Below are 21,840 nucleotides of genomic sequence, written 5' to 3' on the forward strand. Positions count from 1 at the left end.
TAAATGTCTGTATATAAAAAGTTCCTTGGGCAAACAATGGTTTATGGTATCAGTACCATTGCCTCGCGGTTACTTAATTTCATTTTAACCCCAATATTTACCAGAAGTTACGGTGCGAGTGCATTGGGTGTTTTTACTAAAATGTACGCTTATGCCTCTATGACAAATGCCATATTGGCTTTTGGTATGGAAACTACTTTTTTCAGGTATCTCAATAAACACGAAGACAAAAAGCAACAGGTTTATAACAATTCTTTTCTGATTGTTGCTTTTATATCCATTCTCTTTTTAATTACTGGACTTGTTTTTACCGAACCGATAACCCAGTGGTTGTTAAATAATAATATGTCGCATTATCAGGATCAAAAAAGATATGTGCAATATTTTCTTTGGCTCTTATTTTCGGATGCCATTTGTGTAATCCCCTTTGCAAGGATTAGGGCTGATGGAAAGCCTTTTAGATATAGTATCATTAAATTTGTAAACATCCTAAGTTATGTGCTCTTAAGTCTGTTTTTCATTTATGGTATCCCATTGATTATTAAACACGATTTGCCCGGCTCAGCGTTCTTTCAAAGTTGGTTCCGGGATAAATGGGTTGGATATGTATTTATTGCCAATCTCGTAGCGAGTGCCCTTACCTTTTTGCTTTTAGTGCCTGAATTTTTAAAGGTGCAGTATAAGTTTGATCGCGATCTTTTTAAAAAAATGCTTTCTTACAGCTGGCCTGTCCTGATTGCGAATTTATCCTTTATTGTTAATGAGAACCTGGATAAAATACTTTTGGACAGATATACAACCGAGGCAGAGGTAGGTATTTATGGCGCTGTTTGTAAGCTGGCTATATTTTTAAGTATTTTCAATATGGCCTTCAGACTGGGTGCTGAGCCGTTTTTCTTCAGCTATGCTAAAAATGAAAATGCAAAGGTTACTTATGCAAAAATTCTGGAATATTTTGTGATTGCACTTTCCATTCTTTTTGTGGCGCTCACTGCAAATATTGAAATCCTAAAATACTTTATCAGCCGGGATGCAAAACACCTGGCAGAGTATTGGGTAGGTTTACCCGCAGTTCCCTTTTTATTGGTAGGATACGTGTGCTTAGGTATTTATATGAATCTTTCCATTTGGTATAGATTATCTGATCAAACAAGATTTGGATTATATATTTCGCTTGTTGGCGCGTTTATAACAATTGTCTTCAATATAATATTAATTCCAAAGTTTAGTTACATGGGTTCGGCCTGGGTTTCAATGGCAACTTATGCTACAATGATGATTATTTCCTACATCCTTGGACAGAAATATTACCCCATTCCTTACAACCTAAAAAAGATTTTAGCTTACCTGATCATTTCCATCATATTGGTATTCTCTTCGTTTTTCGTATTCAATAGAAATATTTATATTGGTAATGCCATGCTCATTGCTTTTGTTGCGGGTATTGCCTATTTCGAAAAGAAAGATTTGTTGAAAATTTTGAAACGATAGCATTCATTTTAATCTAATTCACTCATTCCTGACATGAACATAAAAATCATAAATAAATCAGCACATCCGTTGCCGCAATACGAAACTGCCCATGCCGCAGGGATGGATTTAAGGGCTTCAATCGAAGGAGAAATTATATTAAAACCTTTACAACGCCAACTCATTCCGACAGGGTTGTTTATTGAATTGCCGGTTGGTTACGAGGCCCAGATCAGGCCAAGAAGTGGCCTCGCTTATAAGCATGGTGTCAGTATTGTAAATGCACCCGGCACAATCGACGCGGATTACCGGGGAGAGCTGAAAGTTTTATTGGTAAATTTATCAGATACTGATTTCAAAATCGTTAATGGTGATAGAATTGCACAAATGGTTGTCGCTAAACACGAAACTGTAGTTTGGCAATCTGTTGATGTCCTGGGTGAAACAGCCAGAGGTGAGGGCGGTTATGGCCATACGGGAAAAAGTTAATGATATGTTAGAAAATGATTGATTGAGAAAATTATTTTAAATATTCACTCATTCAAAATTCAGATTTATGATTAAAGGGTACGTTTTTCTTTTTGCGTTTGTCATTAGCTTTAAAACCAATGCACAAATAAATCCTGTATTTGCTTCAAGCCATGATAGTAACATGGTAAAGCAGTTGTTTTTTGCAGGTTTAAAAGAAAAAATGGCGGATAACTATGTTGGTGCAACAATGAACTTTAGTAAAGTTTTAAGCCTGGATCCCGCCAATCATGCCGCCTATTTCGAATTGGCAAATGCAAACCTTCGCCAGGATAAACTGGCTGAGGCTGAACTTAACATAAAACAGGCTGTTAAATTCGGTCCGGATAATAAGTGGTATTTAAGATTGCAGGGCGACGTTTACAAACGCACCAATAAAATACCTGAATTGATTGCTGTTTTTAATCAATTGATCCGTATTGACCCAGATAATGATGCATATTATTTTGATAAAGCCAATGCCGAATTTATTTCTAATCAGCCTGAAGAAGCGAAAAAAACCTATGATGTTATTGAGAAGAAATTTGGCGAGTCGAGAGCGTTAGCAAATGCAAAAAGGCGCTTTCAACAAAACGGAAATGCAAGCGACAGCGATATCGTTAAGTTATTGGAAGGCAACCAGGCGGATGTTAAAAATTATTTATATGCCGCAGGCTTATTGCTTCAAAAAAATAATGATGCTGAAGCTTTAAAAGTTTTGCAGAAGGCTCAAAGTTTAGAACCTGATAACTTCGAGGTGAACCTGGGACTGGCAGACATTTATCGTAAGCAGAAAAATGATGAAGCTGCTTTTGCCGCATTGAGGTTAGCCTTTGAAAGCGATGAGATGCCACTTATTGAAAAGGAAAAAATTATTGTGGGTCTGTTACCAAAATTAAATCAGCCGGTTGTAGCAAAAAATGTGACCGATTTAAGCCGGATTATTGCTGAAAAAAATTCAACAGATCCTAAGGCAATCGCACTTTATGGGGATGTTTTGTATCAACAAAATAAGTTGAAAGAGTCTTTGGTCCAATATCAGTCGGCCTTAAAGTTAAATGAACAAGTGTATGCCGTTTGGGAGCAAATTATCAATATTCAGACTTTGTTAGGTCATTATGCTGATGCGATTAAAGTAGGCGATGAAGCATTAACCATTTATCCAAATCAGGCTGGTTTGTATTATTATACGGCTTATGCCTTATATAAAACCGATAAATATGAGCCTGCGCTATCAAATTTAAAAAATGCACTCCAGTTGGATGTCGATAATAAAAGTTTACAGGCACAGGTTTACGCGTTACAAGGCGATATATACATCAATCAAAATAATTTTACCCTGGCTAAATCAGCTTTTGAAAAGGCAATTTTAACGGAGCCCGACAACTACCTGATCATGAACAATTATGCTTATTACCTGGCGTTGAAAAATGATGATTTGGTTAAAGCAGCTAAGTATGCCGAAACGGCAGCCACTGCAATGCCCGATAATCCATCAGTTGCAGACACTTATGCCTTTATTTTGTTGAAGCAGCAAAAGTACGATTTAGCTAAAATCTGGATTGAAAAAGCCCTGCAAAACAATAGCTATAAGAATGGTGTTTACTTGGAGCGTTACGGCGATATCCTTTTCTTAAAAGGCGACAAAGAAGCTGCGGTAAGTCAATGGCAGAAAGCAAAGAATGCTGGAAACAGCTCCGAAGTGTTAAATAAGAAGATAAATGAAAAAAAGTATTTTAAATAGTGTTCTAATTATTGCGGCGGTTTGTTTAGCTACCGCTTGTAAGCCGAAGAGAGAAATCGTCGTTGTACCACAAACAAAGTCGGAAACGAAGGTTGATAATTCGAAAGCAGAGGCTTTAACGCTGTTGAATAACAAACAGCTGAAGTTTAATACACTTTCTTTGAAAGCAAAAGCAACACTCGATATTAATGGCGACGCGAATGATGTAACCATGAACTTTCGGATGAAAGACAAAGAAATCATTTGGATAAGTATTACTGCATTGGGCGGCCTGGCAGAAGTTGCGAGGGCTTTAATTACGCCTGACAGCATTAAAATCCAAAACAAGCTAAAGAGCGAATACCTTAAAAAACCGTTTAGTTATATCTACAATTTTACGAATAAGCAGGTCAACTTTAACACGCTCCAATCAATTTTGACTGGTAATGCGATGGGCGAATTCCTTACAGATAAATCAGATGTAAAACAGGAAAATGGTGTTTGGGTTGTATCGGGTACTAAAGAAAATTTAGATTATAAATTACTTTTTAATACCTTATTTAAAGTTGCGGAAACAAATCTTAATGATGCAAAAGGCGGTCAAGCTTTAAAAGTGACATATTCAGATTATCAGAAGCTCAACGACTCGCTATTTCCAGGTGCTTTAAACATCAATACGTTATCTGGTAATAAGAAAATAAATATCGAGTTACAGTATGTAAAAATAGATGGCAATGTTCCTGTCGATTTTCCGTTTACTGTACCAAAGAGATATACATTGGTAACCAGATAGTTTTCTGTTTAACCGTTTAGCTAGGATTTTTAGCTATAGGATGAAGTTTTAGTGAAGAAGCTTATCCATCAGGTATTTGTGCTCCCAGTATATCAATTTTAATATATTTTACTGTAAAATTTTTATACTTTTGGCTTAATGAAGCTACACAAATTTGTATTTATTCTGATTATTAGTGTGTTTTCCGTTGCGGCTTCGGCTCAAACAGCAAACGAACTCAGAAGAAAAAAGGAGGCAATCGAACGCGATATTGAACAACTTCAAAAAAGTCTTACCAAAACTGCAAATGGTAAAAAACTTACATTGCAACAAATTAATGTAATTAATGCCCAAATCAGGTTACGTCAGGATAAAATTGGCGCCATTAATTCCGAAATAAAAAACCTGGATAATCAAATCTCTCAGAACACAAATACCGTACATACATTGCAAGGTCAGTTAGGTGATCTTAAAAAGGAATATGCCGGGATGATTCGTTTCGCACAAAGGAATCGAAATGCTTACGAAAAAATGATGTTCATTTTTGCCGCAAAGGACTTCAATCAGGCGTATAAGAGAATAAAATATTTACAACAGTTTAGTCAATACCGTAAAAAGCAGGCTGGTTATATTGAAAATACACAACAAGACCTGAATGGTAAAATCAAAGTTCTGGATAGGACATTGAGAGAAAAAAGTGATTTATTGAAGGAGCAGGAGCGTGAAAGGGAGCGTTTAGGTAAAGATAAAAGCCAGCAATCGGCAGTTTTAAATAATTTAAGCAAGCAGGAGCGAACTTTTAAAAAGGATATTGCTTCAAAGCAGAGGCAAAGAGCTCAGTATGATAGAATGATCAGGGCGGCGATTCAGCGTGCAATTGAAGAGGCACGAAGAGAAGAGGCTAGGAAAAGGGCTGCAGAGGAAGCCCGGTTGGCTGCGGAAGCCAAGGCTGCTGCAGCTAAAGCGAAAGCTGAAAACAGACCTGCCCCTGCTGCCCCGCCTGCAGCAAAGGTGAAAACGAATAGTGAAGCACTTACAGCAACACCAGAAAGTGCCAGATTATCTGAAGGATTTGAAAATAACCGTGGACGATTACCCTGGCCGGTTGCTACAGGTCAGATAACCGAACGTTTCGGTATGCATAAAGTAGATCAGGCAACATACACAAATGATGGGGTGGATATTACTACTTCTGAAGGTGCAACAGTTAGGGCAGTGTTTAGTGGGACAGTAAAATTAGTGCAGAATTATTTAGGTAAAAACCTGGTCTTAATCAGTCATGGAGAATACTTTACCGTTTATCAGAATTTAAAATCGGTTAATGTAAGTGTTGGTAGTAAGGTTGATACTAAAGACGCAATAGGCACAGTTGCAAATACAGAAGGTTCAGCAGTTCTAAACTTCCAAATCAGAAGGGTTTCAACACCTTTAAATCCTGAAGCTTGGATAAGTAAATAACATTAGGTAATTAAAATGTTTATATTTGTATAAAATAGATTAGTGATGTATCAAGGCACGTTATTAGAGTTTTTAAATATGGGTGGATCTGAGATCGTACTCATTTTAGTAGTCGTACTTTTGTTATTCGGAGGTAAAAAATTGCCTGAATTAGCGAGGGGATTAGGTAAAGGAATCAGGGAATTTAAGGATGCTTCTGATGGTGTTAAGCGTGAAATTCATAGAAATATAAATGCTATGGATTTAGATAAGGAAGAAGAAACTCATACAGTTACAAATAATAATAACTCACATGAACCTGCTGAAAGCCCGGCAACGGAAACCGCAGCACAACACGGAGCGGATGTTCCGTATCCATCAAGCACGCCCATCGACGATAAAATAGTAACTGACAGTCAAAAAGTTTAAACAAAAAATTATGTTAAATACAACAATAGCAGCAATGCTCGGCACTCCGGAAATTATCATTATTGCAGTAGTGGTATTGTTATTATTCGGTGGGAAAAAAATTCCTGAACTTATGCGTGGCTTAGGTAAAGGTGTAAAAGAATTTAAAGATGGTAAAGATGGTGTTGATGGGGAACAAGTGGATCCGTCAAATCGCGATAAAACCGTTTAATAAAGATAGTTTTTAGTTTTGAAGAAATACAATTCTCTAAAAGGGATTCAAGCGCTCATTTCGCAAAAGCAATTAACTTTACCCGATTTATTAGCTTACTATTTTAAGCAAATTAAGGAAAATGAACACCTCAATGCATTCAACGAGGTGTTTTTTTATTCGGCAGAAGTTCAGGCGCAAGCGGTACAGCAGAAGATAGAAGAAGACAGAGCAGGTAAACTTGCCGGGATGGTTATCGGTATTAAGGATAACATCTGTTACAAAGATCATATTGTAACAGCATCATCAAAAATGCTCGACGGTTTTGTGTCGCCCTATTCCTCAACTGTTGTACAACGTTTATTACAGGAAGATGCCGTGATAATCGGTCGTTTAAACTGCGATGAATTTGCTATGGGTGGTTCAAATGAAACTTCTTATTTCGGACCCGCCAGAAATGCGGTAAATCCGGACTTGGTTCCCGGGGGATCTTCAGGCGGTTCGGCTGTAGCCGTTCAGGCAGATATGTGTTTAGCGGCTTTAGGAACAGATACAGGTGGCTCAGTACGACAACCAGCGGCTTTCTGTGGGCAAATTGGCTTAAAGCCTACTTATGGCAGAATTTCCAGATATGGCGTAATTGCTTATGCCTCCTCTTTCGATCAGGTCGGTCCGATTACCTCTTCAGTTGAAGATGCGGCGTTGCTTTTAGAAGTTTTAGCTGGCGCTGATGAAAATGATTCGACAGTTTCTTCTATAAAAGTGCCTGAGTATTTAGTGCATTTAAGCGAATCAAAGCAAAGAAAAATTGCCGTTCTGAAAGAAACACTCGAAAGCGAAGCACTCGATCCGGAAATCAAATCAGCAATATTGAAATCAATTGATGATTTAAAAGCTCAGGGCCATACCGTTGATTACGTTTCCTTCGATTTGCTGGATTACCTCGTTCCGGCATATTATATTTTAACGACTGCCGAGGCTTCATCAAATCTCTCGCGTTACGATGGTGTACACTATGGCTACCGTAATACGGAAGCTAAATCATTAACGGAGTTATACAAACTTTCTCGTGCAGAAGGCTTTGGTGAAGAAGTGAAACGAAGAATTCTTTTAGGAACGTTCGTTTTAAGTGCGGGTTATTATGATGCTTATTATCAAAAAGCGCAGCAGGTGAGACGGTTAATCAGAGCGAAAATGGATGCCTTATTTCAGGAATACGACTTGATTTTGTCGCCTGTTGCACCCACACCGCCTTTCAAAATCGGTGATAATGTTCAAGATCCATTGGTGATGTATATGGCTGATATTTTCACCGTTTTGCCATCGTTAAGTGGTCATCCGGCTATTGCTTTGCCATTGGGCAATAATAAAGCTGGTTTGCCGTTAAGTATTCAGTTTATAGCCAAACATTTTGAGGAAGAACAACTGCTGTCTTTTTCTCAGGCATTTTTATCATAAGTTTTCTTTTCGGGTAGGTAGCAAGCTGGATTTTAGTTTGTGACTACGAAAACCGGTCGCGGTTAACGTAAAGAGATGCTAATCAAGTCAAATAGCCCATGGTTAAAAAATTACTTTTTACTACACTTTATGCTTTAACCGGATTTATTTCCATTTCTAATGCGCAGCAAATTCTAAAAGCCGACAGCCTTTACAAAAAGTCAAATAATATTTTCGTTAACAATGATACTGTAACGGTTCCGCTTGCTATTGAAAATCCATTATTACTTAGCCAGAATTATATTTACAAGCTTCGTTTAGATTCTATTGCTAAAACAGTTCCGCTCCCTCATAATGAATATGTGCAGCAATACATCGATATTTACGCAAAACGTAAAGATATGTTCGGCAAAATGCTCGGCTTATCAAACTATTATTTCCCCATTTTCGAAAAAGCTTTAAAAGATTATAATATCCCGCAGGAGATAAAATATTTGACCATTGTAGAATCCCAAATGAATCCGCATGCGGTTTCCAGAGTTGGGGCAACAGGTATATGGCAGTTTATGTTCGGTACCGGAAAAGCCTATGGATTGAAAATGGATAATTTTGTTGATGAACGTAAAGATCCTGTTCAGGCAAGTTACGCGGCTGCTGCTTATTTTCGTGATGCTTTTGAAGAGCTGGGTGATTGGTTACTGGCCATTGCAGCCTACAATTGCGGCAAAGGAAATGTAACCCGGGCGATTGATAAAGCAGGCTCCAGAGATTTTTGGGTAATCAGACCCTATTTACCTAAAGAGACACGAAATTATGTTCCTGCCTTCATTGCTGCAGTTTATGTGATGAATTATTCTAGTAAACATCAGATTACGGAGCAGGCCTGCAATTTGTTCTTAAAAACGGATACCATGCAAGTCAATCATTTTGTTTCACTGTCTGCGCTTGCGAAAGTTTTAAATCTTGAGGATGAATCCATTTTTGCATTAAACCCGTCCTACAAGAAAAAAATTATCAACGGAACGGTTGATGCGCCTAAAAGACTGGTATTGCCGAAAATTAAAGGTGCTGATTTAGCTGCGATGTATGATGTACTGAACAATGAAGAATTGGAAAACAAAATACAGGTGATACAGGCCAGTACAGACGACTTACGTGAGCTTAGAAAAAGAATGCCTTCAGCGGCAACTCCTTCATCTGTTCTATACCACAGCGTAATCCCAGGCCAAAGCTTAAACGCCGTTGCTAATAAATATGGCATCGAGGTGCAGGATTTAAAGGTTTGGAATAGCCTCAAAACTAAAACCATAGTCCCGGGGCAAAAATTAAAAATCTATAGCAGCAAAGGGAACGTTTTAAAAGTACCGGCGTCTTTTTTAAGTTATAAAGTAAAACGTGGTGATACGTTATCCGAAATCGCAGAAAAATTTGATGGTGCTACAGTCCAAAATATCAAAAGAGATAACCGTTTGGGTAAAGCAGGTTTGCAGGTTGGTATGATATTAAAGATTAGTAAGGGTTAATCATTTTCTGATCGGAAAATATTAAGTTATAATGGTATCGTTTTCTATGTATCTCAGAAACAAACCTACCACTTTATTCATTTTCCTATTTGGTTTCTTATTTATTTCAACCCTCTGTAAAAGAATAGTACCTTTGCGTTGTCACTAGTTTTACAATTAATGAGCAATATAAATAGAAAGCAAGATGCGCTTGATTACCACTCGAAAGGGCGGCCCGGAAAAATACAAGTCGTACCCACCAAACCAACAACTTCACAACGCGATTTAACGCTGGCTTATTCGCCAGGAGTTGCAGAGCCTTGTTTAAATATAGCAGAAAATAAAGAAGACGTTTATAAATATACCGCAAAGGGTAACCTGGTTGCAGTAATCAGCAACGGAACCGCCGTTTTGGGTTTAGGCGACATCGGTCCCGAAGCCAGCAAACCAGTAATGGAAGGTAAAGGGCTGCTTTTTAAAATCTTTGCCGACATCGATGTTTTCGATTTAGAATTAGATACAAAAAATGTTGATGATTTTGTCAAAATCGTGAAAGCTCTGGAGCCAACATTCGGCGGTGTTAATTTAGAAGATATTAAAGCTCCGGAGTGTTTTGAAATCGAGCGTCGCTTAAAAGAGGAAATGAACATTCCGGTCATGCACGATGACCAACATGGAACGGCCATTATTTCTGGTGCTGCATTGCTGAATGCCTGCGAAATTCAGAAGAAAAAAATTGATAAAATTAAAGTCGTGGTAAGTGGTGCCGGTGCTGCTGCTGTATCCTGTTCGAAAATGTACTTATCGCTAGGTGTGAAGCGCGAAAACCTGGTTATGTTCGATATCAATGGGATAATTGACAACAATCGTACGGATTTAGATGAAATGAGGATGAGTTTTGCGACTTTCCGAACCGATATTAAAACCATTGGCGATGCGATGAAGGGTGCCGATGTATTTATTGGTTTATCTGCAGGAAATGTTATTCAGCCTGAAATGCTGGTTGGCATGGCAAAAAACCCGATTGTATTTGCAATGGCAAATCCTAACCCGGAAATTGCCTATGAACTTGCTATAAAAACCCGGAAGGATTTAATCATGGCAACAGGCCGTTCTGATTATCCTAACCAGGTAAATAATGTTCTTGGCTTTCCATATATCTTCCGTGGTGCCCTGGATGTTCGTGCCACAACGATTAACGAGGCTATGAAGATTGCCGCTGTAAAGGCAATCGCGGAACTGGCAAAAAAATCCGTTCCTGAAGCCGTTAACCTGGCTTATAATGCCCGTAATTTAAAATTCGGGCGTGATTACATTATTCCAAAACCGGTCGACTTCAGGTTGATTACAGAAGTCTCTATCGCTGTTGCTAAGGCGGCGATAGAAAGTGGTGTTGCCCGTAAGGCAATTACCAACTGGGATGCCTACAGCGAAGAATTGAGAAAACGCCTTGGTTTGGACGATGCCATCATGCGATCAGTCACCAACAAAGCCAAATCAGATCCGAAAAGGGTGGTTTTTGCAGAAGCCGATAATTACAAAATTTTGAAGGCTGCGCAAATTGTTCGTGATGATAAAATAGCCATCCCTATCCTCTTAGGAAACAAAGAAAAAATTCAGGCCATAATTGATGAACATGCACTTGAATTAGAAGGTGTTCAAATCATTGATCAGATGCAAGAACCTGAAAAGACCAAAACATATGCCAATGCCCTGTATAAAAAGCGCCAGCGTAAAGGAATCTCTGAAAGGGACGCCATAAAATTGTTAAGAGATCGTAACTACTTTGGTGCGTCTATGGTTGAGTTCGGCGAAGCTGATGCGATGATTTCTGGTTTAACAAAGGATTATGGCACAACGATAAAGCCTGCGCTTCATGTAATTGGCGCTGACCCAATGGTTAAACGCGTTGCCGGTATGTACATGATGATGACTAAAAAAGGCCCGGTCTTTTTTGGTGATACTACAGTTAACGTAGATCCAACTGCTGAAGAATTGGTAGACATCACTTTACTGGTTGAGAAATCTGTAAAACAGTTTAACATTAAACCAAGGGTAGCCTTACTTTCATATTCTAACTTCGGTTCAAATGACGGGGTGGTTCCTGAAAAAGTAAGAAAAGCGGTAAACATCCTGCACAAGCAATATCCTGAAATTGTGGTAGATGGTGAAATGCAGGGGAACTTCGCTATAAATAATGAACTGTTAAAAGATAATTTTCCATTCAGTACCCTGGTAAACGCGCCTGCAAATACTTTAATTTTTCCTAACTTGGAATCTGGTAATATTACTTATAAGTTGTTGCAGGAATTGGGTGGTGCAGAAGCTGTCGGACCTATTTTATTGGGATTAAATAAGCCGGTTCATATTGTGCAGCTGGGTAGCTCGGTTCGTGAAATTGTAAATATGGTAACAATTGCCGTGGTGGATGTTCAGGCTAAAGAAGAGTTGGCTGGAACCGCTAAACGGAAGGGGATTTTTGGAAAAACATCAACAAAAAAATAATATATTTTAGATTTTTAACTTAAGGTCTAAAATCGTAAACCTAATCTTATGTACGCCTATATTGATGGTAAATTAACGTTTAAGAATCCGGCCTATGTTGTATTAGAAGCCGGAGGTGTAGGCTACCACATCAACATTTCATTAAATACATATAGCAATCTTGGTGATGCCGAAAGGTGTAAATTGTATACCTGGCTTCATGTAAAAGAAGACGGCCATACTTTATACGGATTTGCTGATGAGGGGGAACGCCGTTTGTTTTTGCACTTGATTTCCGTTTCTGGTATAGGTCCAAATACCGGACGTATGATTTTATCATCCATTACGCCTGTCGAAATACAAACGGCTATTGTAAAAGCGGATTATCCACTGATACAACGAATTAAAGGGTTGGGCTTGAAGACAGCGCAGCGATTGGTACTGGAATTACAGGACAAATTAAAAAAGGAAGGTGTAGATTCGTTAATTTCTATGCCTCAGCACAATACAGTTAAAGATGAGTCGTTATCAGCTTTAGTGATGCTCGGTTTCGCCAAACAAACAGCCGAAAAAACCATTGATCAGATTTTGAAAACAACTGAAGGAACACTTTCGGTAGAGCAGCTAATTAAACAAGCTTTAAAAAATTTATAGACATAACAGCCTTTGAAGAGAATATTTACCCTACTAATTCTCATTCTTACCTTATTTGCTGTAAATAACGCCTCCTCACAGGTCGTTACGGGCAAAGCAGATACCGCCGTGTCGAAAAATAATTTCAGCCTGCGCGAAAAGCAGTTACTTGGCTTAAGTCCAACGACCAATCCCTTCTACCCATTACCAAATGGCATAAAAAGAGTGGTTGAGTATGACGCGAAAAACAAACGTTATATTATCAAAGATCTTATTGGGGATAAATATGTTACTGGCACACAATATTTAACCGTTGATGAATACCAGCGGCTGGTTAACAGTGAAATTAAAAGAGGTAACTGGCGTAGCATTTCGAATGCCGAAGTAAGCGATTTCCGCAATACCGGAATTATTCCGCAGATACAAATAAATAGCAAGGCTTTCGAAAAACTATTTGGTGGAACAACAATCGATATCCAGCCACGGGGTGAAGCTGAACTTACTTTTTTAGGTCGGGTTAATAAAAATGAAAACCCGCTGTTTAATGAAAGGCAAAGGGTTCAGACAAATTTTGATTTTAACCAGCGAATCCAGATGGATTTGATCGGTAATATCGGTACGAAACTTAAAATCAAGACCAATTATAACACAGAAGCTCAATTCGATTTTGAAAATCAGATTAAATTGGATTACACCGGTGGGCCAGATGATATTATAAAAAAAATAGAGGCCGGTAATGTAAGTCTGCCGCTCAATACAAGCCTAATTACAGGAACACAAGCACTTTTTGGCTTAAAAACACAACTCCAATTCGGGAAATTAAATGTAACAAGCGTTTATACGCAGCAGAAGTCGCAGTCGCGGGAAATAAAAATTACAAACGGTGCCCAGTCGAATGAGTTTCGCTTGAGTGCTGATGGTTATGAAGCCAACCGCCATTACTTTTTAGCACAATATTTTCGTAATAATTACAATAAAAACCTGGCGAATGCACCGGTTATCACTTCGCCAATTCAAATTACAAAGATAGAAGTATGGATAACGAATAAATCTGGAAGTACGGCTGATTCAAGGGACGTTTTAGGACTCTTGGATTTGGGTGAGAATACCCCTTACAACACAGCTCAGATAAGCGGCGGCGGCTCCACTCTGCCAGGGGGAACAACTGCTACCGGTTTTACACAGCAATCAAATAATTTACTGCAAAATTTACCGCCAGGCGCCAGATTTACTAATACAAACGATGTAATTGCCTATTTTCAAGCCAATGGTGGTACTGATAACTTCGCTAAATTAACCTATGCCAGAAAGTTAACCGAAAGGGAATTTACCTTTCAGCCACAGCTTGGTTATGTTTCGTTAAATAATCCATTAAATTCAGATGAAGTTTTAGCTGTTGCTTATCGGTATACCTATAACGGAGTAGAATATCAGGTAGGTGAATTTTCTACAGATGTAACTTTTGATGCCGCAAACCCGAAGGTTTTATATGCAAAATTATTAAAGAACGAAACGACGAAAATAAACCTGCCGACCTGGGATTTAATGATGAAAAACATTTATTCCATTGGCGGTTATCAAATAAGCAGTCAAAATTTTAGGTTAGATATTTACCGGATTGATAATGAAACCGGTGTTGAAAACCCGGTAATGACGGAAGGCCAGAATACAGCAAATAAACAGTGGATAAATTTGGTCGAATTTGATAGGTTAAACCAGCAGAACGAGCGTAAGTCCGATGGCATTTTTGATTTTGTCCCAGCAAATAATGCCTTTGGTTCTGCCACGAATGCTTACACAGCGAACAGTTCTGGTACGTTCGGTTCAAATCTTTCAGCCTCAGGTTTATCATCACTAATTACAAATACCAATACAGGTTATATAACCATTGATCCGGCAAATGGGCGCATTATATTTCCTATTATCGAGCCTTTCGGTAAAGATCTCGCTGCTAAATTTCTTCCGTCTGAGCAGGCGTTAATTGATAAATATACATTTACGGCATTATACGATTCAACTCAGGTCATCGCCAGACAGTTATTTCAGAATAAAAACAGGTACATCATCAAGGGTAATTATCAATCGGATGTATCATCAGAATTCAGTTTAAACTCAATTAACGTACCCGAAGGTTCCGTTAAAGTTTTTGCAGGTACAATGCCTTTAACCGAGGGGGTCGACTTTACCGTCGATTATCAGGGCGGCCGGGTGAGCATTATTAACCAGGGGCTTCTAACGTCTGGCCAACCAATTCGAATTACGACCGAAAATAACGAGCTTTTTGGGCTACAGCAACGTTCGCTGTTTGGAACCAGATTGGATTATAGGGTGAATAGCAAGCTTAATCTGGGTGGTACAATCATGAACCTGACAGAAAAGCCTTTAACTCAAAAAGTAAATTTAGGTGAAGAACCTATTTCCAATACCATTTGGGGTGCCGATATTAATTATAGCTCCTCATCAAGATTTTTAACAAAATTGGTCGATAAGATTCCGTTTATTTCTACAAAGGTACCATCCAGTGTAACTTTCTATGGCGAATTTGCACAATTAATTCCCGGCCATCCGAGCGCATTAAATTTTGCAGGAAGTAAGAATGGTGTCAGTTATCTTGATGATTTTGAAGCCTCAAGGTCGGTCATCGATTTAAAAAGTGCTATTGCCTGGCAATTATCCGGTACGCCGCAGCTATTTCCCGAGTCACAATTGGTTAACGATTTAGCTTATGGATACAATCGCGCAAGGCTGGCATTCTACAACATCGATCCGACTTTCTATAATTCCGCAGCAACCACAACGCCGGCTAATATTCGCAACAATCGGGCTGAATTGTCGAATCATTATGTAAGAGAGATTATTGAACAGGAAGTCTTTCCTTTTAAACAAACTGCAACAGGCCAGGCGTTAAATATTGCAACGCTTGATGTTGCCTATTATCCAACAGTTCGCGGTCCTTATAACTTCAGAACGACTGGTTTTAACAGAGAGGGAACATTATTAAATCCACGGAATAATTGGGCCGGTTTTCAGCGAAAAATAGAAACAAATGATTTTGAAGCTTTGAATATCGGGTTTATCGAATTTTGGGTAATGGATCCATTTATTTACAAGCCAAATTCTGCCGGAGGCGATCTTTATTTTAACCTGGGTAACATCTCCGAAGATATTTTAAAAGATGGAAGAAAATCTTTGGAAAACGGGCTTCCTGCAGACGACGACCAGTCGAAATATGACGAAACAAACTGGGGCCGTGTACCAAAATTACAGCCTGTTATACAGGCTTTTGACAATAGTCCGGGCGCGCGTAAAGCTCAGGATGTTGGTTTAGATGGCTTATCCAATGAAAATGAACGGGCAAAGTTTGCGGCTGCAATAAATGCAATTAAGAATCAGTTGAGCCCCGCTGCTGCCGGTTTAATTGATGCAGATCCTGCGTCAGACGATTATAGTTATTTCAGAGGCCCGGCGCTAGACCAGATTAATGCCGGTATTTTAAAGCGATACGAAAGATATAATGGACCGGAAGGGAATTCAAAAACTTCTCAACAATCTCAGGAGGAATTGGGACTTGAGAATTCAGCTTCAACATCTTTGCCAGATGGGGAGGATATAAATCGCGATAATAACATGACCCAAAGCGATGAATACTTTCAATACAAATTTTCTATGCGTCCGGCAGACCTGGTTGTTGGCCAAAATTTTATTACAGATAAAGTAACCTCGCAGGTTAAGTTGGCGAATGGAAATACGCAGGCCGTTTCATGGTATCAGGTTAGAATTCCCATTGGTGATTATCAGCAACGGGTTGGGGGCATTCAGGATTTTAAATCTATTCGTTTCTTTAGATTGTTTATGACAAATTTCGCTGATACTGCCGTGATGCGCTTTGCAAAACTTCAATTAATTAGAGGCGAATGGCGAGAGTTTAATGCGACAAATACAGGCGACCAGGTTATTGTAGACCCATCATTACCACAGCTGACACCCGATAATTCTACCATTGAAGTATCAACCGTTAACATTGAAGAAAATGGCAAACGTTCGCCGATTCCTTATGTCACGCCGCCCGGCATCATTCGCGAAAGGGATTACAGCAATTATAGGGGAGATACCCGTTTAAACGAACAATCTTTATCTGTTACGGTTAAAACCTTAAGAGACGGTTATGGCAGGGCCGCTTTTAAAACAGCCTATAGCGATTTTCGTTCTTACAAGCATTTGGAAATGTTCGTCCATGCCGAAGCGGTTAATAACCAGATTTTAAATGACAGGGATGTTTCCGCTTTTTTAAGAATAGGAACAGACAACCAGGATAATTATTATGAATACCTGATGCCTTTAAAAGTGACCCCGCCAGGTACAACAGATCCTGATGCCATTTGGCCTGAAGTAAACCGAATGGATATTGATTTAACTTTATTTCAGAATGCCAAACTGGCCCGTAATTCTGCAAGACTTGCAAACGGACAACCATGGCCCATCAATGTTCCATTCCCTTATTCCGATGGCGTAAGAACCATTCTGGTTAAAGGTCAGCCCGATATGAGCAAAGTTCGGGTTTATATGCTTGGCGTTAAAAATCCGTTGAGGAGCCAGGTAAACCCTGAAGGTGACGATGGGCTCGACAAAAGTGTATTGGTTTGGTTCAACGAACTCAGGTTAACTGAATTTGATGAACGTGGTGGTTGGGCAGCTACAGGAAGGTTAAACCTGAAGCTCGCAGATTTTGCAGATGTAAATATTTCCGGCAGCAAATCTACAATAGGCTTTGGATCTATTGATTCAAAAGTGAGCGAACGTAACCGGTCCGATAATACACTTTTGGATGTTTCTTCTTCAGTAGAGCTGGGGAAATTCCTCCCTCAAAAATCAGGGGTGAAAATACCAATGTATGTAAATTATTCCAAACAGGTTGCAACGCCTCAGTATAACCCGAAAACGCCTGATATAGAATTGAAAAATGCCCTAAACCAGGCTACAAAAGAACAGAAAGATTCCATCTTAAATTTTGCACAGGATTATACCGTTAGAAGGGGTATCAACTTTACCAACGTTCGTAAAGAACGCACCAACAATAGTAAGCCGGTAAGGCTTTGGGATATCGAAAATTTCTCTGCCAGCTATGCTTATACACAATATAGCCATCGCGATTTTATCAACCAAAGCAGCATTCAGAATAATTACAGGGGCTCATTGCAATACAGCTATTCTAAAGAAGCGAAAAGTTATGCCCCTTTTGAAAAAGTTATAAAATCGAATATGCTGGCGATATTGAAAGACTTTAATTTCAGTATTTTACCAAGTGCCATTAATTTCAGAATCGACGTAGACCGGCTTTATTCGGAAAATACGCTGAGAAATAATGACCCAAATAATGCAATTCCCATTTTTCAAAATGGTTACGGAACTACATTTAATAAAAATTTTAGAATGAGCCGGGTTTATGGAATTGCATGGAACCTGACCCGTTCATTGCAGTTGGATTTCAATGCCACGAATTATTCTATTATAGATGAGCCTGATGGTAGAATAGAGGGATTGAAGCGCGATACAGTTTGGGAAAATTTAAAACGTTTAGGGCGCACAACCGACTACAATCATAACTTAAACGTCACTTATGCAGTGCCTATAAATAAAATTCCGGGTTTGAACTGGATTACTTTGCTAACCAAATATGGTACTAACTTTAACTGGCAAACTGAACCATTATCTACGTTGTTAGATCCAACAATTAATTTAGGTAATACCATTCAAAACAGCCGGAATATTCAGGTAAATCCAACTTTAAATTTAACGACGCTGTATAACAAGTTCGGCTTTATAAGAAATACCTCAAATAATCAGAACGGTGGCCGGTTAACAAATTTCTTCATCAATCTGGTAACAAGTTTGAAAAATGTGAACGTCAATTATGTACAAACAAAAGGTACATTTTTACCCGGCTATTTGCCAAAGACCAGATATCTTGGGATCGACAATGTGAGCGGGGCACCCGGACTAGGTTTCGTTTTTGGAAGTCAGCGCGATATTCGTGATATGGCATTGAACAACGGCTGGTTGACTACGGACACTTTACAAACACAATTATACGTGAATACTTTAAGGGAAGATTTTCAATTGACCGGCCAATTGGAACCAATCAAAGATCTACGGATTACCTTGAGGGCAAACCGTGCGCAAACCAGGAACTTTTCTTCGAACTTCAGGTATATGCCAAGCGTTGCTTCTTTTGAAAATCTGAGTGCCATTACAACGGGTGACTACAGTATTTCATACATTACCTTGGGAACCGCTTTTAAAGAGAGCAACGCAAATACAATATCAGCTCTGTATAACACATTCATGTCCAATAGATTGGTTATATCTCAGCGTTTAGGCGCAAGAAACCCGAATTCATCCGGTACCGCGAATGGATATGCTGATGGTTATGGTAAAGAGAGCCAGGATGTAATTATTTCTGCTTTTCTGGCCGCTTATTCAGGTAAAGATGCAGGAAGTTCCTCAACGAATTCTTTTCCCAGAATTCCGCTACCAAACTGGAGTTTAACTTACAGCGGTTTAATTGGTATTCCGTTTATCGCTGATAGATTTTCTTCAGTTGATATTAAACATGGTTATCGTTCAGCTTATAATATAAACGGCTTTAACTCCCTGCTCCGTTATCAGGAAAATAACGGCTTCTCCAGCACAAGAGATGCAAACAATAACTTTCTACCTCAATACCAGTTTGCACAAGTTACCGTTTCTGAGTATTTTTCCCCTTTGATTGGTGTAGATACAAGATTAAAAAATAACCTGACAGCTACATTCGAATTAAACCGTGCGCGCTTACTAGGCTTGAGTTTGTCGAATAGTCAACTGGCACAGTTATCGGAGAATAATGTAGTTTTGGGTTTAGGCTACCGGACCAATAAATTCCGCTTCCCTTTCGGTTTATTTAAAAGCCTGAAGATGGATAATAACATGGATTTTAAACTCGATGTGGCTGTGCGGGATAATAAAACGGTTATTTACCGTCCTGACGTAACGGAAGCGGAGATTTCATCGGGGGCGAAAAATATTACCTTAAGACCCAGCGTAGATTATGTATTGAATCAGAAATTTAATGTCAGGTTATTTTACGATTCTAATATTACAAAGCCCTACACGTCGCAAAGCTTTAATACTTCATTCAGTAATTTTGGATTTAGTTTAAGGTTTACCCTCAATTAGTATCCGTACAGGTTGTGAAACTGAAATTCCTTCATTTTGCCTTAGTTTACAGAAACCTTTTTGCTTCATGTAATGTTTATAGCTGTATGAAAGAATACATTTACATTCCATTTAACAAGGTCAATAAAAATTATTTAGAAGAAATACAAGCCATCTCCGCTGTTCAGTTTAAAGTGGATGCCGTATTCGGTGCAGATAAAAAATCGCTTAGAATAGACCTTGAAAACCAGAATCTGGTATCCGTTTTTATAAATCCGGTTTATGCTATAGTGAAATTAAGTACAGAGTCCGAACTGGCAAAAGAGATATATAACCTGGTCACTTTACAAACCAAAAAAATCTGTAACTGATAATTGATCATGATAGAAAAAAAAGAACTTCTTTCTGAGAATCTTAAGGATTACCTGGATTATTCGATGGAGGTGATGAATGCTTTAGATGGAGCGCCACATCATAATCAGGAAGAAACTAAAAACGTTAATGACAAGATAGCAACGTTAAAAGAATATCTAAAAAACCTGGAGTTGTCTTATAACGAGACATCGCCATTTGGAAATTCGTTGAGTAATGAAGGGTTGAGCGACGTAATTCTTTAGAAACTTGTTCATAAGACTGTTTTCTTTCCCCTTTCAGCTCAGTTATCTGCTACTTCCCAAAGGTTATGTGACTATTTGGCTTGTTAATCGTATCCATATTGTCCGCCATGTCTTTAGATAAGGTCAGACCAGGTAACTAGTCTGAACGATAGTATGATCATACCTTTGGATTCTATTTATTATACTATTAATTTGGGTCTGCGATTTTCTCATTCAATTATCAAAAAGGGCTAATTTATAGCTTTATCGGTAATTTGGTTAAGTTTGCACTACTGGTTTTGGGGCTGCCATCATCAATTTTCTGATACAATAAAAACTTTCGATTAAGTTCAACCTTATCTTACGCAACATTCATTGCTAATAGCAAAACTAAATTGTATTTTTGGAGCTGTAAACGTTAGCACATATAAATATTTGCAATTTTGTGTACAAGCGACTAGCTACGGATGACTTATCTTATTGACAGACAAATAAATACAAACAAATGAATTTTCCATCAGAATTAAAATATACCAAAGACCATGAGTGGGTTAAGGTAGAAGGCAGTGAAGCATTAATTGGCATTACTGATTTTGCTCAGCGCGAATTAGGTGATATCGTTTATGTCGACATAAACAGTGTGGGTTCGGAAGTTGCGAAAGAAGAGGTTTTTGGTACGGTTGAAGCTGTTAAAACGGTTTCAGATTTGTTTATGCCAGTAACTGGTACAGTTTTAGAAATTAATGCTGAATTAAACGACAATCCTGAACTGGTAAATTCTGATCCTTATGGTAAAGGCTGGATGGTAAAAGTGTCTTTGACTGATTTGGCAGAAATAGAAGACTTGTTATCTGCAGATGCTTATCAGTCTTTAGTTGGCGCTTAATAAAAATACCTTGTTCAAAGCACTAAAACATCAAAAGTGGGCCATTTTGTGGACCTTTGTAATTTTAGTGCTTTGTAACATGCGAATGTCTAACGGGAAAGGCATAGGATTTTTCTTTGAAGGCTTTGATAAGATGGCCCATTTGGGTTTTTTCTTTATCTTATCTGTATTGCTTTTTTATGGGAAGATAAAATATCAGCATAATTTCGGCTTCAGGACATTAACAATCTTTAAAATTATCCTGATAAGTGCTATAATTGGCGGCAGCATTGAGATATTACAATGGAAAATTTTCACCTACCGCTCCGCCGAATGGTGGGATTTCGCATGTGATATGCTGGGTTGTTTTATGGCAGTATTTAGTTACGTTTTGCTTCATAAATTAAATTTTGATGAAAATAAAGATTAGTTTAATCGGTTTAATAGCGCTTATTTCGCTAAGTGGCTGCGGTATTTTCAAAAAAAGCTGCAATTGCCCAAAAGTATATTACAAATCCTATCCTGTAATACGTAACTAGATTTTTTAACTTGGATTTACGGCATAACCATGGATTTTGGCGCTGTATTTAAAATGTTACCTAAC

The 21,840-nt window shown here is 38.5% G+C and carries 16 protein-coding genes; all 16 read left to right on the top strand.

All coding sequences use genetic code 11. The features are described from left to right. Window positions 1–3: 3 nt before the first annotated feature. The 16 genes from ASF92_RS02320 to ASF92_RS02395 all read left to right on the top strand — a co-directional run bounded on the left by ASF92_RS02320 (window position 4) and on the right by ASF92_RS02395 (window position 21,666). Window positions 4–1,491 (top strand): oligosaccharide flippase family protein, encoded by a 1,488-nt coding sequence (locus ASF92_RS02320; RefSeq protein WP_082489427.1) that lies wholly within the window; start codon window positions 4–6, stop codon window positions 1,489–1,491. A gap of 33 nt (window positions 1,492–1,524) precedes the next feature. Then, the gene (gene dut, locus ASF92_RS02325; RefSeq protein ID WP_056087234.1) at window positions 1,525–1,959 is read left to right on the top strand and encodes a dUTP diphosphatase; all 435 of its coding nucleotides are present in this window, start codon (window positions 1,525–1,527) and stop codon (window positions 1,957–1,959) included. 67 nt (window positions 1,960–2,026) lie between these two features. After that, window positions 2,027–3,721: a tetratricopeptide repeat protein gene (locus ASF92_RS02330; protein WP_056087237.1), complete on the top strand. Its 1,695-nt coding sequence runs from the start codon at window positions 2,027–2,029 to the stop codon at window positions 3,719–3,721. Further along, the gene (locus tag ASF92_RS02335; protein WP_056087239.1) at window positions 3,699–4,493 is read left to right on the top strand and encodes a DUF4292 domain-containing protein; all 795 of its coding nucleotides are present in this window, start codon (window positions 3,699–3,701) and stop codon (window positions 4,491–4,493) included. The genes ASF92_RS02330 and ASF92_RS02335 overlap by 23 nt, the downstream gene beginning before the upstream one ends. A 138-nt stretch (window positions 4,494–4,631) precedes the next feature. After that, on the top strand, window positions 4,632–5,930 hold the full coding sequence (locus ASF92_RS02340; RefSeq protein ID WP_056087241.1) for a murein hydrolase activator EnvC: 1,299 nt from the start codon (window positions 4,632–4,634) through the stop codon (window positions 5,928–5,930). Between the two features lie 45 nt (window positions 5,931–5,975). Continuing rightward, window positions 5,976–6,338, top strand: coding sequence for a twin-arginine translocase TatA/TatE family subunit (locus ASF92_RS21560; protein WP_056087244.1), 363 nt, complete (start codon window positions 5,976–5,978; stop codon window positions 6,336–6,338). 10 nt (window positions 6,339–6,348) lie between these two features. Further along, window positions 6,349–6,549, top strand: a complete 201-nt coding sequence (locus ASF92_RS02350) for a twin-arginine translocase TatA/TatE family subunit (protein WP_029287719.1) — start codon at window positions 6,349–6,351, stop codon at window positions 6,547–6,549. Window positions 6,550–6,567: 18 nt separating this feature from the next. Continuing rightward, entirely contained in the window at window positions 6,568–7,986 is a 1,419-nt protein-coding gene (gatA, locus tag ASF92_RS02355) for an Asp-tRNA(Asn)/Glu-tRNA(Gln) amidotransferase subunit GatA (RefSeq protein ID WP_056087247.1), read from the top strand. 98 nt (window positions 7,987–8,084) lie between these two features. Further along, the gene (locus ASF92_RS02360) at window positions 8,085–9,488 is read left to right on the top strand and encodes a lytic transglycosylase domain-containing protein (protein ID WP_056087250.1); all 1,404 of its coding nucleotides are present in this window, start codon (window positions 8,085–8,087) and stop codon (window positions 9,486–9,488) included. 159 nt (window positions 9,489–9,647) lie between these two features. After that, entirely contained in the window at window positions 9,648–11,972 is a 2,325-nt protein-coding gene (locus ASF92_RS02365) for an NADP-dependent malic enzyme (RefSeq protein WP_056087252.1), read from the top strand. Window positions 11,973–12,020: 48 nt separating this feature from the next. Beyond that, a complete protein-coding gene (ruvA, locus tag ASF92_RS02370; protein ID WP_056087254.1) occupies window positions 12,021–12,605 on the top strand; it encodes a Holliday junction branch migration protein RuvA in 585 nt (194 codons plus the stop codon). 12 nt (window positions 12,606–12,617) lie between these two features. Further along, complete coding sequence (gene sprA / locus ASF92_RS02375) at window positions 12,618–19,796, top strand: cell surface protein SprA (protein ID WP_056087257.1); 7,179 nt, start codon at window positions 12,618–12,620, stop codon at window positions 19,794–19,796. An 86-nt stretch (window positions 19,797–19,882) separates the two neighbouring features. Further along, window positions 19,883–20,146 (top strand): hypothetical protein, encoded by a 264-nt coding sequence (locus tag ASF92_RS02380; RefSeq protein WP_056087259.1) that lies wholly within the window; start codon window positions 19,883–19,885, stop codon window positions 20,144–20,146. Between the two features lie 9 nt (window positions 20,147–20,155). Further along, on the top strand, window positions 20,156–20,392 hold the full coding sequence (locus tag ASF92_RS02385; protein ID WP_056087261.1) for a hypothetical protein: 237 nt from the start codon (window positions 20,156–20,158) through the stop codon (window positions 20,390–20,392). A gap of 484 nt (window positions 20,393–20,876) precedes the next feature. After that, complete coding sequence (gene gcvH / locus ASF92_RS02390) at window positions 20,877–21,257, top strand: glycine cleavage system protein GcvH (RefSeq protein WP_056087263.1); 381 nt, start codon at window positions 20,877–20,879, stop codon at window positions 21,255–21,257. Between the two features lie 85 nt (window positions 21,258–21,342). Next, the gene (locus tag ASF92_RS02395; RefSeq protein WP_197413214.1) at window positions 21,343–21,666 is read left to right on the top strand and encodes a VanZ family protein; all 324 of its coding nucleotides are present in this window, start codon (window positions 21,343–21,345) and stop codon (window positions 21,664–21,666) included. Window positions 21,667–21,840 lie beyond the last annotated feature (174 nt).

Source organism: Pedobacter sp. Leaf176, from assembly GCF_001424305.1.
Lineage (GTDB): Bacteria > Bacteroidota > Bacteroidia > Sphingobacteriales > Sphingobacteriaceae > Pedobacter.